This window comes from Borrelia nietonii YOR (assembly GCF_023035795.1).
GTDB classification, from domain to species: domain Bacteria; phylum Spirochaetota; class Spirochaetia; order Borreliales; family Borreliaceae; genus Borrelia; species Borrelia hermsii.
This window is the reverse complement of sequence record NZ_CP073148.1, coordinates 569,040-583,117: the sequence shown is the minus strand read 5'-3', so window position 1 is coordinate 583,117 and position 14,078 is coordinate 569,040. Positions and strand designations below refer to the sequence as shown.

Genomic DNA, 14,078 nt, shown 5'->3' with positions numbered 1-14,078 from the left:
AATTATTCCCAAATACTATGAAAAAATTCACCTCTCTTTGAATCAATTCTTTCAAAACTATGTGCACCAAAGAAATCTCTTTGTGCCTGAATTAAATTGGCTGGCAAATAATTAGTAGAATAAGAATCTAGAAAAGAAAGACTTGCATAAAACACTGGCAAAGGTATTCCAATCTCACTAGCTTTTGAAACTATGCGCCTTAAAGATTTTTGATGATTTCTTATCATATCCAAAAAATAATCATCAAAAAGTAAATTAATTAGATGGGGATTTTTATCATAAGCTAATTTAATTTTATCTAAAAAAACACTTTTAATTATACAACCTTCTCTCCAAATCAAAGAAATCTTTCCCAAATTCAAGTCCCAAGAATAATTAACAGATGCACTCTTAAGCATCATAAAACCCTGAGCATAAGCTAATATCTTGGAAACCAAAAGTGCATAATAAAGATCTAAAATCCAATCACTAAGATCGAATTCAGCAGAATCCACGTCCATTTTAAGGATATCACTAGCAATTACTCGTTCATGTTTTAATCCTGATAAAAACCTTGCAAATACAGATTCAAAAATCAAATTTGCTGGTACATTTAATTGTAAAGCTTCAATTGATACCCACTTACCAGTACCTTTTTGATTTGCAACATCTAAAATCTTATCAAGTAAATATTCATTATTTTCCTTATGTTTTAAAATCTTTGATGTTATTTCTATCAAATAACTAGAAAGATCACCTTCTCCCCACTTGTCAAATACTTCAGAAATTCTTAGATTATCTAAATTAAAAGCTCTCTTCATAAAAAAATATGCTTCACTAATAAGTTGCATATCTGCATACTCAATCCCATTATGAATCATCTTTACATAATGCCCAGCCCCATTCTCACCAACATAAGCAGAACAAATATCCCCAACACTCGTCTTGGCAGCTATCTTATTTAAAATAGGCTCAATTAACCCATAAGCCTTTTTACTACCACCATACATCAAAGAAGGTCCAAATCTCGCGCCCTTTTCACCACCTGAAATTCCAAGTCCAACAAAATAAATATCCTTAGAAGATAATTCTTGCTCTCTCCTTACAGTATCCTTATAATGAGAATTTCCACCATCAATAATAATATCGAATTTTTCAACTAAAGGTAAAATTTGTTCAATGACCCCATCCACAGCAGAGCTTAATATCATTAAAATAATTTTTCTAGGTTTTTTTAAGCTTCCAATAAAAGTCTCAATATCTTTAAACCCATGAATTTTTTTATGAGCATTGTTTGCAAGGAAAATTTCCGTCCTATAATTATCTCTATTATAAACAGAAACATTAAAACCGCTATCAGCAATATTTAACGCTAAATTGCTACCCATAACTCCCAGCCCATAAATACCAACATCCATAGTATTATCCCCTACACTAATTTTTTATTATAGACAAATTTACTTTATTCATTATTTTTAGATTATGTTATATTATAAAAAAAGTAAAGATTAAAACAAATGCAAGACAGGAGAATTCTATGAAAAAACAATTTGATACAGAAGTTAATGATTTACTTTATTTAATCATACATTCTCTTTATTCTCATAAAGAAATATTTTTACGAGAATTAATATCAAATGCCTCTGATTCCATTGATAAACTTAAATTTTTAAACTTAACAAACGAAAAATTTAAGGATATTAAATTAGAGCCAAAAATAGAAATAAGTTTTGACGAGAAACTCATTAAAATAAAAGATAATGGAATTGGAATGAACAAAGAAGACCTGATTAATCATCTTGGCACAATTGCAAAATCAGGGACTAAAGAATTTATAAACAATTTAAAAAAAGATGAGAAAAAAACTGCAAGCTTAATTGGACAGTTTGGAGTTGGATTTTACAGTGCTTTTATTGTAGCAGGCAAAGTTGAGGTTGTAACAAAAAAAGCTTTAGAAGATGTTGCCTACATCTGGTCTAGTGATGGCAAAACAGGATATGAAATAGATAAGGCAGAAAAAGATGAAAATGGAACTGAAATAACCCTTTATCTTAACGAAGAAGGAATTGAATATACTAATAAATGGAAAATCCAAGAGATTGTCAAAAAATATTCAAATCATATAAGTTATCCTATCTTCATTAAGTACAAGGAACCTTTAATGAAGGATGGGAAGCAGGAAGGATTTGAAGACAAAGAAGAAAAACTAAACGACACAACAGCAATTTGGATAAAAAATAAAAATGAAATAACTGATGAAGAATACAATGAATTTTATAAAAATCTAACCTTTGATTATGAAAATCCATTAATTCATATTCACACAAAAGCTGAAGGAAGTATTGAATATACAAATCTTTTCTATATCCCAAGCAAAGCTCCCTATGATCTCTACTATCCAAATACTAAACCTGGTGTAAAATTATTCATAAATAGAATTTTCATTACAGATTCTGCTGATAGCTTACTTCCAAATTACTTAAGATTCATAAAGGGAATAATAGATTGCCAAGACCTGCCCCTAAACGTAAGTAGGGAAATTTTACAGCAAAATAAAACATTGGCCAAAATAAAGGTATCTTCTGTAAAGAAAATACTTAGTGAACTTGAAAAGCTAAGTGAAACCGAACATTCCAAGTTCAATGAATTCTCCAAAGAATTTGGAAGATGTTTAAAAGAAGGGGTTTATTCTGACTTTGATAACAGAAGCAAGCTTATATCCTTAATTAGATTTAAGTCTTCTCACATCGATGGGCTTGTATCCTTAAAAGAATACAAAGAGAGAATGCCTGAAGGACAGAAAAGCATATACTACATAACAGGGGGAAAAGAAAACATACTTAAAATCAATCCAATTGTAAATGCTTATAAAGAAAGAGGCTATGAAACTCTTATTATGGATGATGAACTTGATGAGGCAATTTTAAATTTCATCACAGAATATGATGGCATAAAGTTAAAAGCAATAAACAAAAATGAAACAAGTGATGAACTTAAAGACGAAAATTTCAAACACATGGAAGAAGAATTCAAAGATACATTACTAAGAGTAAAAGAAATACTTAAAGAACATGTTAAAGATGTGTCACTATCAGCAACGCTAAAACAAGAACCATCAGCAATCATAATTGATAGTGCTGATCCCACTTATCAAATGCAAAGAATTATGATATCAATGGGACAAGAAGTCAAAGAAATAAAACCTATTCTTGAACTCAATCCAAACAATAAAATCATTCAAAATTTAAAAAATTTAGATGATGAAAACTTGGAAAAAATAAGCATTATTCTTCTTGAAGAAGCAATGATAACATCAGGCTTGCCAAGCAAAAACCCAAGTCAATTTATAAGCATCATAAATGAAATACTAGAGCAAAACATATAATACAAGTAAGTTCGCAAGCTCATGCCTGCGAACTTACTTCTTAACTCTAAGAACCAAATCCTTGCCCGCCTCAACAGGTTTAGTCTGAGATATCTTAGTTTTAACCTCTTCAGTTAAAGTAGTAGAAGAAGGTACAATATATTCAGAGCCATCTTCAAGCTTTCCAAATATATACTCAATGCTTGAAACTTCATCAGAATTCGCAATAACAACAGGAGTAACTACTGACTCTGCATGGGCCTTTAAATACTCAAGGTCAAGTCTAATAATAACATCGCCCTGTTTTACGCTCATGCCTTCCTCAGCAACCCTTGTAAATCCTTTACCATTCAAATTAAGAGTATTAATACCAAAATGCACAAAAATTTCAACACCCTCTTTAGTTTCAAGGCTAAAGGCATGGTTGGTTTTAAAAATTTTACCAATATTTCCATCACAAGGCGCAACCAACTCACTTCCAGTCGGCATAATCGCAATTCCATCACCAACTATTTTCTCAGCAAAAGCCTCATCTGGTACCTTATCAATTGAAACAACCTTCCCACTAATAGGTGCTATTAAATCCAAAGTAGCGGACTTTTTAAAAAAACCTAAAAACCCCATAAACTAATCTCCTATATATTTATCTAAAAATTTCAAAGTCTCTGATTCTGACTTACTATTTAACACTTTATTTGCCAATTCACTTAAATCAGATATTGTATACTGTCTTAGCAAATACTTAATTCGAAGTGAAGCACTAGGAACCATACTTAAAGATCTAAATCCAAGCCCAATAAGAATCAAAGCTCCAGCCTCATCTCCCCCAAGCTCACCACAAACAGAAACATCAATACCAGCACTATTACCAGCATCAAAAACATTCTTAATAAGCTTTAAGACAGCAGGATTATATTTATCATATAAATTTGATATTTTCTGATTACCCCGATCTACAGCCAAAGTATATTGGGTTAAATCATTAGTACCAATACTAAAGAAATCCAATTTGTCAGCAAATTCAGAAGCCACTAAAGCCGCTGAAGGAACTTCTATCATACACCCAACTTCCAAATTTTCATCAAAAGGCAAATTTCTAGACTTTAAATTCTCTTTAGCTTTATCTACAAAATAATTAATTATATCAATTTCCTCATATCTAGTAAGCATAGGAACCATGATCCTTATTTTGCCATAATGACTAGCTCTAAAAATCGCATTAAACTGACTTTGTATCAAATCCTCATAGTCCATATACATTCTAAGAGCACGATAACCTAAAAAAGGATTATCCTCCTTTGGAAAATTAAAATATGGAATCTCTTTATCTCCCCCAATATCAAGAGTACGAATAGTAACAACACCTTTCTTTTCAATAGTTTCTACAACTTTCTTATAAGCTTCAAACTGTTCATCCTCTGTTGGTGGCTTTACAGACTCCATATATAAAAACTCTGTCCTAAAAAGCCCTATACCATCAAGACCATATTTATTAACATAAGAAATATCTGTAGGAGTTCCAATGTTAGCCTTCAGAGATATTTTAATACCGTCTTTTGTCTTTGCATCCTGGTTTTTTAATTCAAAAAGCTCTTTTTCATGCTCATTATGCTCTAATATCTTATGTTTATATTTATCAAGTTCACTAGATGTAGGACTAGAAATAATTATTGAAGATAGCCCATCAATTATTAATTGATCACCTTCTTTAATTTTAGCAATATCTAAAGGTGTCATCACAAGAGCTGGAAGTCCCATTGTCCTTGCCAAAATAGCAGCATGAGAAGTCTCACCACCAACTGCAGTCACAAATCCCTTAACATAATGTAAATCAACCTGCATTGTATCAGAAGGTGTTAATTCTTCAGTAATCAAAACCACATCTCTCTTAATCTCAGCGAGATCAGTCACCTGATCTAAGATATTTGCAATAAGCCTATTCCTAATATCTTTAAAATCAGAAACCCGCTCTTTTAAATAAGCATCTGTATATTCTTCTACACTTGCAATCAATTCTTTAAAGGATAGATATACAGCATAAGCAGCACCATAATTTTTATTCTTAATAAAACTCACAACAGAATCAGAAAGCTCATCATCCTCAATAACTAACATCTGCCCCTCAAAAATGCCTTCCTTATCAGCCCCAAGTTGAGCTACAACCTTTCTTGTGAGATCTTTAAGTACCGCTATAGCCTTTGACTTAGCATCATTAAATTTTTTTATCTCACTATCAATTTGTAAAGAAGTAATTTTTGATTTATCAATGAACTTATCAAAATCCTTCTTAATAAAAAGCGCTTCTCCTATACCTATCCCTTTAGATATTCTTTTCCCCGATAAAGTCATATCAACCTTCCACACCTACTCTTCAAAAGATTCAATGAGCTCAACAAGTTCAGTAACAGCCTTCTCTTCATCATCACCCTGAGCACAAACCATAAGCTTCTTACCAGAAGATAATTCTAGGGTTTGTAATCGAAATAAACTTTTTCCACTAACAGATTTCCCATCAGCTTCAATAGTGACATCGCTAGCATACTCCTTAGCCCTTTTTACAAAGGTTGACGCCGGTCTAACATGCAAGCCATTAACAGCTTTAATTGTAGCTTCTCTTTTAACCATAAGCTTAAGCCCCTTATTTGAATATTTATTTTTTGATTAAGTTATCAACAAATAAATATTATAATGCATAAAAACAAATTGATACATTAATTCTATTGCTTTTATACTAAAACTATGCCAAAAAACCAGCAATTATTTAATAATTAATAATGCTAATTTTATAATATTATTGATAATACTAAAAATTAAATAATATATCGAAATAAAAATTTTTTATAAGTCTTAAACTCCTCTCCCCTAAATTAAAGTTTTTAACATCTCGTATATTCCTATCTAGCATCTTAAGAGAATCTTCTATTTCAACTAGAGATAAAGGCAAAGATTTATTAAGAAGTAAAACTTGAGAATCCCTTAAAGTAATAACTTTGTCATTATAAAATATTTTCATCAGAAAATCACTTATAATATCTCTTTTAACATTCAAAAGAACGCAAATAAAAATAATATTTACCTCTTCTAAAATATCAGATGAAAAAGTATCAACAAATATACTGCTATAAAAACTCTTATTCCATAAATTCGTAATTGGAAATTTTAATTTATTTAAAAACAAAGTATGACGATTTTGTATGTAATCATCTCTGTTAATACTGTAAGCATTATAAGTACAAGTTTTTTTAGTTAAAATATTTTTAAATTCAAGCTGAGCATCAAGACTTAATAACAAAGGATATAAATCAAACACCGTATTCTTATAATAAAATCCATTAGCAATATTAATGCTATTTAGATATATTCTATCATTTAGTTTTGAAATAAATTCATAAAATAACCTTGGAATGTTTCTCTCTCCAAATTGCAATATCGCATCATAAGTAACACACGGTCCCATTTCCAAAAAATTACTCTTAAGAAAAACTTTATTAAATCTTTCAAAATTATTAATTATAAAAAAGTTATCAGAAATATCATTTTTCATAAAAATTGCAGCATTTTTATGAAAATCAATCTCATTATAAACTATATAACTGTTTGAATCTTCCTTAAACAAGCTGACAAGTGCATTAAAATTTTCTGGATAATATACCTTAACACCACTCATTTTCTCTCTAACTCTTCCAATCGCAAATAAAGATCTAAAAAAGTATTAACATCAAGACAATTACATTTTAATGTATTATAATATCCCAAAATATCAGTCCTAATTATAACCTTACGTTTTAAAAAATAGTAAAATAATAATACATTAGATGAAAAACAATTTGCACAAAACCCAAAATCATTTTCAAGTAAAACTTTAACCAAGGTCTCATAAAAGGTTGTATTTTGCAAACCCTCAACAGTAATGATACTACGCCCATTTAACATAAATGCTGGAACTAAAGATGAACATACAGGTTTTAAGTCTAAGAGCACTAATGAAAACTTTTTATTCATGTTTTCAATGAAATTTCGCTCGCCTGAATAAAAAATACTTATCAAAAGCTCTTTGGTACTTAAAGGAAGTTCAATACTTTTTGAAAGACTCTCTCCATTTAAATTAAAGCTAATTAGTATCAATTCGTACGCTCCAACTATTTAGAATATCCTTAAGATCAATAGGGGTTTTACATATGTTAAAGTCAAAAGCCTGAATTAAAGCTGTTCTAATTGCAGAAACAGATGCAACAAATAATACTCTAAAAGAAAAAACAAATTCACCATCTTCAATAAACTCAAGCTCCACGGAATCAACAATATCATAAGTAATATTTCCAAAAACATAATCAACTGCCAAGCTAAAAATTGAAAATGCACGTTTATTATTTATTCTAAGTTTATCAAACTTACCATTTTCAACAAAAAAATTCACATTACTAAATATAACATTAAAAGAACTTATTCCTACATCAATCTCAAGAGAACAAGCAACATTAAACCTCTTGCCTATACCTACAACAAAGTTTTGATCAACTACAACAGGATATTCCCCTTTAAAATCCTCACCGATTATCATGACAAGCTCATCCTTAACAGCTAAAACCTCTCTTTCAATGATATAAGATTCTTTGATCAATGCACTATAAGGTTCAACATCGTCTCTAAAGGCATCACTAACAATAAAATTAACATTATCATAAGATAAGCTAAAAGTCCTAGCTAAAGTATTCCTTAAATAGTTCATTAAGTTGACATCTATCACTCTATAAGGAATAGATACATCTAATTTATCCTTATGCAAACTCATAGAAACAGTTTGATTGCCACTTAAGAAAGCAGAATCTAGATTAGGGCCTAGATTTAAAAAGGCAAATCCTATACCTTTTCTTCTTATATCGAAAATATTATATTCATTATTTAAGCTTATAGAAGATGACTTGCGCATGATAGAATTTTTCAAATCCATTTCCTTAAAAAGCTTTAAAAAAATATTATATTCACTCTTAACATAGCTGAGTAAATAACTAAGGGGTTCAATTGACAAACTAACTGCAAGATTATAAAAGTTTGAATAAATAAAATTATAAACAGAACTCTCAAAGAAGAAATAATTGTCATAAAAAAATATAGCATTACTCTTAGTCGATATAAAATTAATATGTATACACACATCAAAAAATAAATTACTAAAAATATGCTTAAGGCAATCAAAATAAAATTTATATAAAAAGTTTAACGGTCTGTCGATTTCAAGATCTAACATAATCTTAGCAAGCCTATTTTCTACTGATAAATAATTAACAGCTGAAAACTTTAAACTTAAGGATTGTGCCATTAAAAAATGTCTTTTATAATAAATAACATTAACTTTTTGCCCAAGTTTCTTAGCAATTATTATACCTTGTAAGACAGCATTAAAAGAAACTGGAAACAAAACATTCAAACAATCATTATTAATAGGATTAATAATGATCTTATCTTTAGCAATACAAAAATTATTACTAATAATTTGCTTTACAAGTGCAATATTATCAAGGTCTGCATCAATGATTAAACTATCGCCTTTAAAGCACACTCTAACTAAAAGAATATCACTGCAATAATTTAAATAATCTGAAAACTCATAATAAGAATTATGAATTTTAAATTCACCTGATTCTTTCACTCTTGAATCAAAATAAACATCATTCTGCTCAATGTCTTTTAATTCAAAATCAATGCTTTCTTCTGCTCCTAATAAAGAATCTAAGCTCTCAGAATATAAAACTACAGGAATTTGTCCTTCAAAATCTATTTTATTATCAAAAAGTTTTAAATCAAATTCATTAGAATCAACAATATCGATAAACTTTAAGATAATATCATCTTTATAACTTATATAAAAAACCTGATCTTTATATTTATCTGAAAGTTTAAAATCCTCAATAATAGAATTATTGATATTGCAACAAACTGGCAAAGCCCAAACTTCATCCATATTTTCTAACTTCATAAACAACTTAAGTAAAATAAGAAGTCAAAAATTTATAATTTACCTTCTATTTGTATCATTATGTCATAATACCAACAAAATTACTATTGCAAATCAATTCATGATGTAACAATTAAAATATGGATCTCAACGCTTAAATTATTTTCACACTGTTATATATTTTCTTTTGATAAATTTTAAAAACTATGATAATATCAAATTTAGAATGAATGTCAAATAATATCAATAGGGTGTTTATGGGTAAAGGTAAAAAGATACTTCCAATGCTCTCTAGAATTCTTATGCTATTTTCGTGCACACTACTTTTTGGAGAGCCCAAAAAAAATACAAGTGACTATATAATAAATCACTCAAAAATTTATATCCCCAAAGAAGATTTAAACGAAGATTTCAACAATGAAGAAGGGATGATTTACCATAAGAAAAACAAAATTTTAAAAGACAACAAATCAAATACATCAAATAAAGAATCAAATAAACTTAAGTTTAAAGCTTCAGAACAAATTCAAATATCAGACAACATACAAGCAATAAATAATATCTTAACAAACGAAGAGTTACAATACCAACAAAATTTAAACACAAATGATTTTTACTCAGAACAAGACGATATAAATGATTGGTTTATAGAAAATATAGATAACTTAAAGCTTAGAATTGAAAACTATGAAAAAAAAATAGAAAATCTAGAAAATCTTTTAAGGCAAAAAAACATAAAATCAATTGAAAAAAAGAATGAAGAATACGAAATTCTAACAAAAAATTTAAAAGAGGAAATTAAAAAAATAAAAAACCTAATTAACGCAAAAGAAAACTTACTTAATCATGCTCTTCAATCAACAAACAATACTTACAACAATGATCAAGAATATGAAGAGAATCAAAACAAACATATATCAAATGAAGAATATAACTATCCATCTGAAGAGAACACATACGATATATATGCTCAAGAACAAGAATATTTTAATTCAGAAGCCCAAGTACTAAATGAACTTGATAATAAAATCAATAATAACAAAGATACTATTAACAATAATATCCACAGACTAAGTGAACTTGACGATAAAATCATTAACAACAAAGAGGCTCTTAAAGATGCTCTTCATAAGAACACTCACAAATTAAGTGAACTTGATAATAAAATCATTAACAATAAAGATACTATTAACAATAATATCCACAGACTAAGTGAACTTGACGATAAAATCATTAACAACAAAGAGGCTCTTAAAGATGCTCTTCATAAGAACACTCACAAATTAAGTGAACTTGATAATAAAATCATTAACAATAAAGATACTATTAACAATAATATCCACAGACTAAGTGAACTTGACGATAAAATCATTAACAACAAAGAGGCTCTTAAAGATGCTCTTCATAAGAACACTCACAAATTAAGTGAACTTGATAATAAAATCATTAACAACAAAGATACTATTAACAACAATATTCAACGACTAAGTGAACTTGACGATAAAATTATTAACAACAAAGATACTCTTAACAATAATATTCAACGGCTAAGTGAACTTGACGATAAAATTATTAACAACAAAGATACTCTTAACAATAATATTCAACGACTAAGTGAACTTGACGATAAAATTATTAACAACAAAGATACTCTTAACAATAATATTCAACGACTAAGTGAACTTGACGATAAAATTATTAACAACAAAGATACTCTTAACAATAATATTCAACGACTAAGTGAACTTGACGATAAAATTATTAACAACAAAGATACTCTTAACAATAATATTCAACGGCTAAGTGAACTTGACGATAAAATTATTAACAACAAAGATACTCTTAACAATAATATTCAACGACTAAGTGAACTTGACGATAAAATTATTAACAACAAAGATACCTTATTAGCATTTCAAAAAGAATTAATAGATTTAAAAAATAATCATGGTACTAGCTTAAAAAATATCGAAAACAATTTATCTTCAATAGAGAAAGTAATAAATATACTAAAAGATAAGATTGATAAGAATGAAGAATTATACAAAGAGAACAAAGATATAATTCAACAAAAGCAAGACAAAATAAATACATTGGATAAAAAATTAACGAACAATGAAAATACTATCCTAACACTTAAAGAAGAATTTACAAAACATAAAAACAAAGATCTCTTAACTCGCGAAAACAAAAAATCACAATACACAAAAAATGAATTTTATCCTAACAATGAAAAAACAACACATAAAAATGCCATGATAAAAACCGCTGAATTCCAAATATATCCAGATACACATTTAAATAACTATAATTTTAAAGATCAAAGTAGTGAATTTGATTTTAAAAAATCTAACGGATATTACATTGAAGTAGAACCAACAAAAAACTTATATAGAGCAAAAGAAATTTACAGACTAATCCCAAAATATAATGTTAAAACCCACTTCATCAACCCATCATTAAAACATAAAGAAAAATTTTTCAGAAACTTAATAAAAGTAGAACATACAAATGAAATAGTTACTCTATATAAAAATCTAGCATCAGAATTTAAAAACATAAGAATAATAAAATAAATTTAATCATCTAAATCCACAAAATCTTTAATATCAAAAAGACTGAGGGTCTTAATACCCAAATTATTGGCTTTTTGTACTTTTGATCCAAACTTTTCTCCAACAAGTAAAAAATCTAAACGCTTAGTAACTGAAGATCTGAAAACAGCACCTTTCTTAATAAGCTTTTCAATAAGTACATCCCTAGAATACCCTTTAAAAGAACCTGTAATGCAAAATTTTTTACCAAATAAAAAAGAATCATCTGCAGCATCATTAGTATTATCTTCCTCCATTTTAAACCCTAATTCTTTAAAAAAATTAAACTTATCAAGAATAGTCTTATCATTAAATGCTTCAATGATATTTAAAGCTATCCTCTCCCCTATTCCCTTAATCTTTAAAAGTCTGGCAAGAGCATCCTCTTTATTTTTGCAAAGAGTACTAATTATATCAAACGAGTTTAAATTGTTATTAATTAGCACTAATATTGTACTCTCTCCAAGGTCCTTAATTCCCATACCAAGAAGCAACTTTCTAAACGGCCTACTTTTACTATCTTCAATTGAACGCTTTAAATTATTTATTCGCTTAAGATTAAAACCCTTTAGATTAATAAGCCTATCACAATTAAAAGTATAAAGCTCGACCTCTGAAGATATAAATTTCTTTTCAAAAAGGAACTCTATTGTTTTCCCCGAAAGTCCTACAATATTCATGCATTTCTTACTACAAAAATATTTTACCTGTTCAATTATTCGACAAGAACAATGTCTATTTACACAAAAAAGATGTGCGCCTTCTTTTATTAAAGTCATTTTACATGAAGGACAATTACTAGGAATTTTAAAACTACCAACTGCAAGCTTTTCTATTACAAAGTCAACAGCAGGGATCACATCCCCACGTCTTGAAATCACAACAATATCTCCAACATTTAAACCAACAGAATCTATATAATCTTGATTATACAGACTTGCATTAGTAATAGAAGCCCCAGCAACAAGCACTTTTTCTACATGTGCAACAGGAGTAATCTTCCCGCTGCGGCCAACCTGAACAATTATATCGACCACTTTGCTCATACCTGTGCAAGATTCAAACTTATAAGCTATTGACCACTTTGGATGATGAGAAGTAGATCCCAAAATTTTCCTTAAAATAAAGCTGTCAATCTTCAGCACAACACCATCAATTTCATATTCAAAAGAATCTCTTAAGGCCTCTATCTTTTTAACATGAGCAATAATACCTGCTTCTAAGTTTTTGCCACCAAAAAATTCACAAAAAGGATTAACTTTAAATCCAAATTGCTTAAGTTTGTCAAAAGCATCATGATTAGTATTCGGTTTCAAACTAGAATATAAAATATCATAAACAAAAATATCTAAAGGAAAATTAGCAACTTCTTTACTACTTATTCTTCTCAATATACCTGAGGCTAAATTTCTAGCATTAACATAAGGATTTTTTAATGTGTGATTTATTTTCAAAAAATTTTCCTTAGTAATATAAATCTCACCCCGCAACACTAATTCAATCTTTTCATCAATACGCAAAGGAACATTTCTAATTGTTTTAACATTCTCAGTAACATCATTGCCAACCCTTCCATCTCCCCTAGTCAAAGCTTTCTCAAGTATCCCATCTTTATAATGGAGAACAATTGAACACCCATCAATTTTAGGTTCAACTGAAATACCAGTATGCAATCCTGAGCTAGAACTCTCTAACACCATCTTCTCAATCCACAATGATAATCCCTTAATATCATAAGTTTTATCCAAACTTAATATAGGAAAAGAATGTTTAACTTCTTCAAAATCATTTAAAAGATCGCTACCAAACCTAAAAGTAGGAGAATCCAAGGTTTTATATTCAGGATATTTACTTTCCAAATCCTGAAGGCGCAAAAGAGCTTTATCATAAGTCAAATCACCCACACTGGGTGAAGAATCGACATAATACTCTCTGTTCCATCTTTTAATGATATTTTTTAAACGTAAGATTTCATCTTCTACATCTTCGATCATAAATTTGACATCGAACTTAATTGAAAGCCCAAGTTATATTTTAACAAAATAATGTAAATAAAAATATAAATTTTCAGGGATAAGTTCTTGTATAATAAACTCATCCATCTTAAAATCTAAAGTAAAATACAATATAGATAATCATACATAATATCTTTTTTATATTAAATGATTTTTAATATATTATTATG

Annotated in this window: 10 protein-coding genes; 2 read left to right on the top strand and 8 right to left on the bottom strand. The window is 28.7% G+C overall.

Annotated elements, in window-relative coordinates:
* Positions 1–2 precede the first annotated feature (2 nt).
* Entirely contained in the window at positions 3–1,397 is a 1,395-nt protein-coding gene (gene gnd, locus bhYOR_RS02820) for a decarboxylating NADP(+)-dependent phosphogluconate dehydrogenase (RefSeq protein WP_025399876.1), read from the bottom strand.
* A gap of 119 nt (positions 1,398–1,516) precedes the next feature.
* Between gnd and htpG the strand changes: the two genes are divergently transcribed.
* Complete coding sequence (gene htpG / locus bhYOR_RS02815; protein WP_025399875.1) at positions 1,517–3,364, top strand: molecular chaperone HtpG; 1,848 nt, start codon at positions 1,517–1,519, stop codon at positions 3,362–3,364.
* A gap of 33 nt (positions 3,365–3,397) precedes the next feature.
* Here the strand turns inward: htpG and crr are convergent, their stop codons facing one another.
* From crr to bhYOR_RS02785, 6 genes are all read right to left on the bottom strand, one after another.
* Positions 3,398–3,967 carry a PTS glucose transporter subunit IIA gene (crr, locus tag bhYOR_RS02810; RefSeq protein ID WP_025399874.1) on the bottom strand — a complete coding sequence of 190 codons (570 nt, stop codon included), beginning with the start codon at positions 3,965–3,967 and terminating at the stop codon, positions 3,398–3,400.
* Positions 3,968–3,970: 3 nt separating this feature from the next.
* On the bottom strand, positions 3,971–5,692 hold the full coding sequence (gene ptsP, locus bhYOR_RS02805) for a phosphoenolpyruvate--protein phosphotransferase (RefSeq protein ID WP_025434084.1): 1,722 nt from the start codon (positions 5,690–5,692) through the stop codon (positions 3,971–3,973).
* Between the two features lie 15 nt (positions 5,693–5,707).
* Positions 5,708–5,968 (bottom strand): HPr family phosphocarrier protein, encoded by a 261-nt coding sequence (locus tag bhYOR_RS02800; RefSeq protein WP_025399872.1) that lies wholly within the window; start codon positions 5,966–5,968, stop codon positions 5,708–5,710.
* A gap of 178 nt (positions 5,969–6,146) precedes the next feature.
* On the bottom strand, positions 6,147–7,010 hold the full coding sequence (locus tag bhYOR_RS02795; protein WP_025434083.1) for a consevred protein: 864 nt from the start codon (positions 7,008–7,010) through the stop codon (positions 6,147–6,149).
* On the bottom strand, positions 7,007–7,468 hold the full coding sequence (locus tag bhYOR_RS02790; RefSeq protein WP_025399870.1) for a hypothetical protein: 462 nt from the start codon (positions 7,466–7,468) through the stop codon (positions 7,007–7,009). Before bhYOR_RS02790 ends, bhYOR_RS02795 begins: the two co-directional genes overlap by 4 nt.
* The gene (locus tag bhYOR_RS02785; RefSeq protein ID WP_025434082.1) at positions 7,455–9,320 is read right to left on the bottom strand and encodes a PH domain-containing protein; all 1,866 of its coding nucleotides are present in this window, start codon (positions 9,318–9,320) and stop codon (positions 7,455–7,457) included. Before bhYOR_RS02785 ends, bhYOR_RS02790 begins: the two co-directional genes overlap by 14 nt.
* Before the next feature lie 236 nt (positions 9,321–9,556).
* On the opposite strand from bhYOR_RS02785, the gene bhYOR_RS02780 reads away from it, so the two are divergent.
* Complete coding sequence (locus bhYOR_RS02780; RefSeq protein ID WP_025434081.1) at positions 9,557–11,875, top strand: hypothetical protein; 2,319 nt, start codon at positions 9,557–9,559, stop codon at positions 11,873–11,875.
* 2 nt (positions 11,876–11,877) lie between these two features.
* Here the strand turns inward: bhYOR_RS02780 and ligA are convergent, their stop codons facing one another.
* Positions 11,878–13,887, bottom strand: coding sequence for an NAD-dependent DNA ligase LigA (gene ligA / locus bhYOR_RS02775; RefSeq protein WP_025434080.1), 2,010 nt, complete (start codon positions 13,885–13,887; stop codon positions 11,878–11,880).
* Positions 13,888–14,078 lie beyond the last annotated feature (191 nt).

Coding starts and splice junctions, on each gene's coding strand:
- bhYOR_RS02795 (WP_025434083.1), bottom strand. CDS start 7,010: ATGAGTGGTGTTAAGGTATATTATCCAGAAAATTTTAATGCACTTGTC.
- crr (WP_025399874.1), bottom strand. CDS start 3,967: ATGGGGTTTTTAGGTTTTTTTAAAAAGTCCGCTACTTTGGATTTAATA.
- bhYOR_RS02780 (WP_025434081.1), top strand. CDS start 9,557: ATGGGTAAAGGTAAAAAGATACTTCCAATGCTCTCTAGAATTCTTATG.
- bhYOR_RS02785 (WP_025434082.1), bottom strand. CDS start 9,320: ATGAAGTTAGAAAATATGGATGAAGTTTGGGCTTTGCCAGTTTGTTGC.
- bhYOR_RS02800 (WP_025399872.1), bottom strand. CDS start 5,968: ATGGTTAAAAGAGAAGCTACAATTAAAGCTGTTAATGGCTTGCATGTT.
- htpG (WP_025399875.1), top strand. CDS start 1,517: ATGAAAAAACAATTTGATACAGAAGTTAATGATTTACTTTATTTAATC.
- ptsP (WP_025434084.1), bottom strand. CDS start 5,692: ATGACTTTATCGGGGAAAAGAATATCTAAAGGGATAGGTATAGGAGAA.
- gnd (WP_025399876.1), bottom strand. CDS start 1,397: ATGGATGTTGGTATTTATGGGCTGGGAGTTATGGGTAGCAATTTAGCG.
- ligA (WP_025434080.1), bottom strand. CDS start 13,887: ATGATCGAAGATGTAGAAGATGAAATCTTACGTTTAAAAAATATCATT.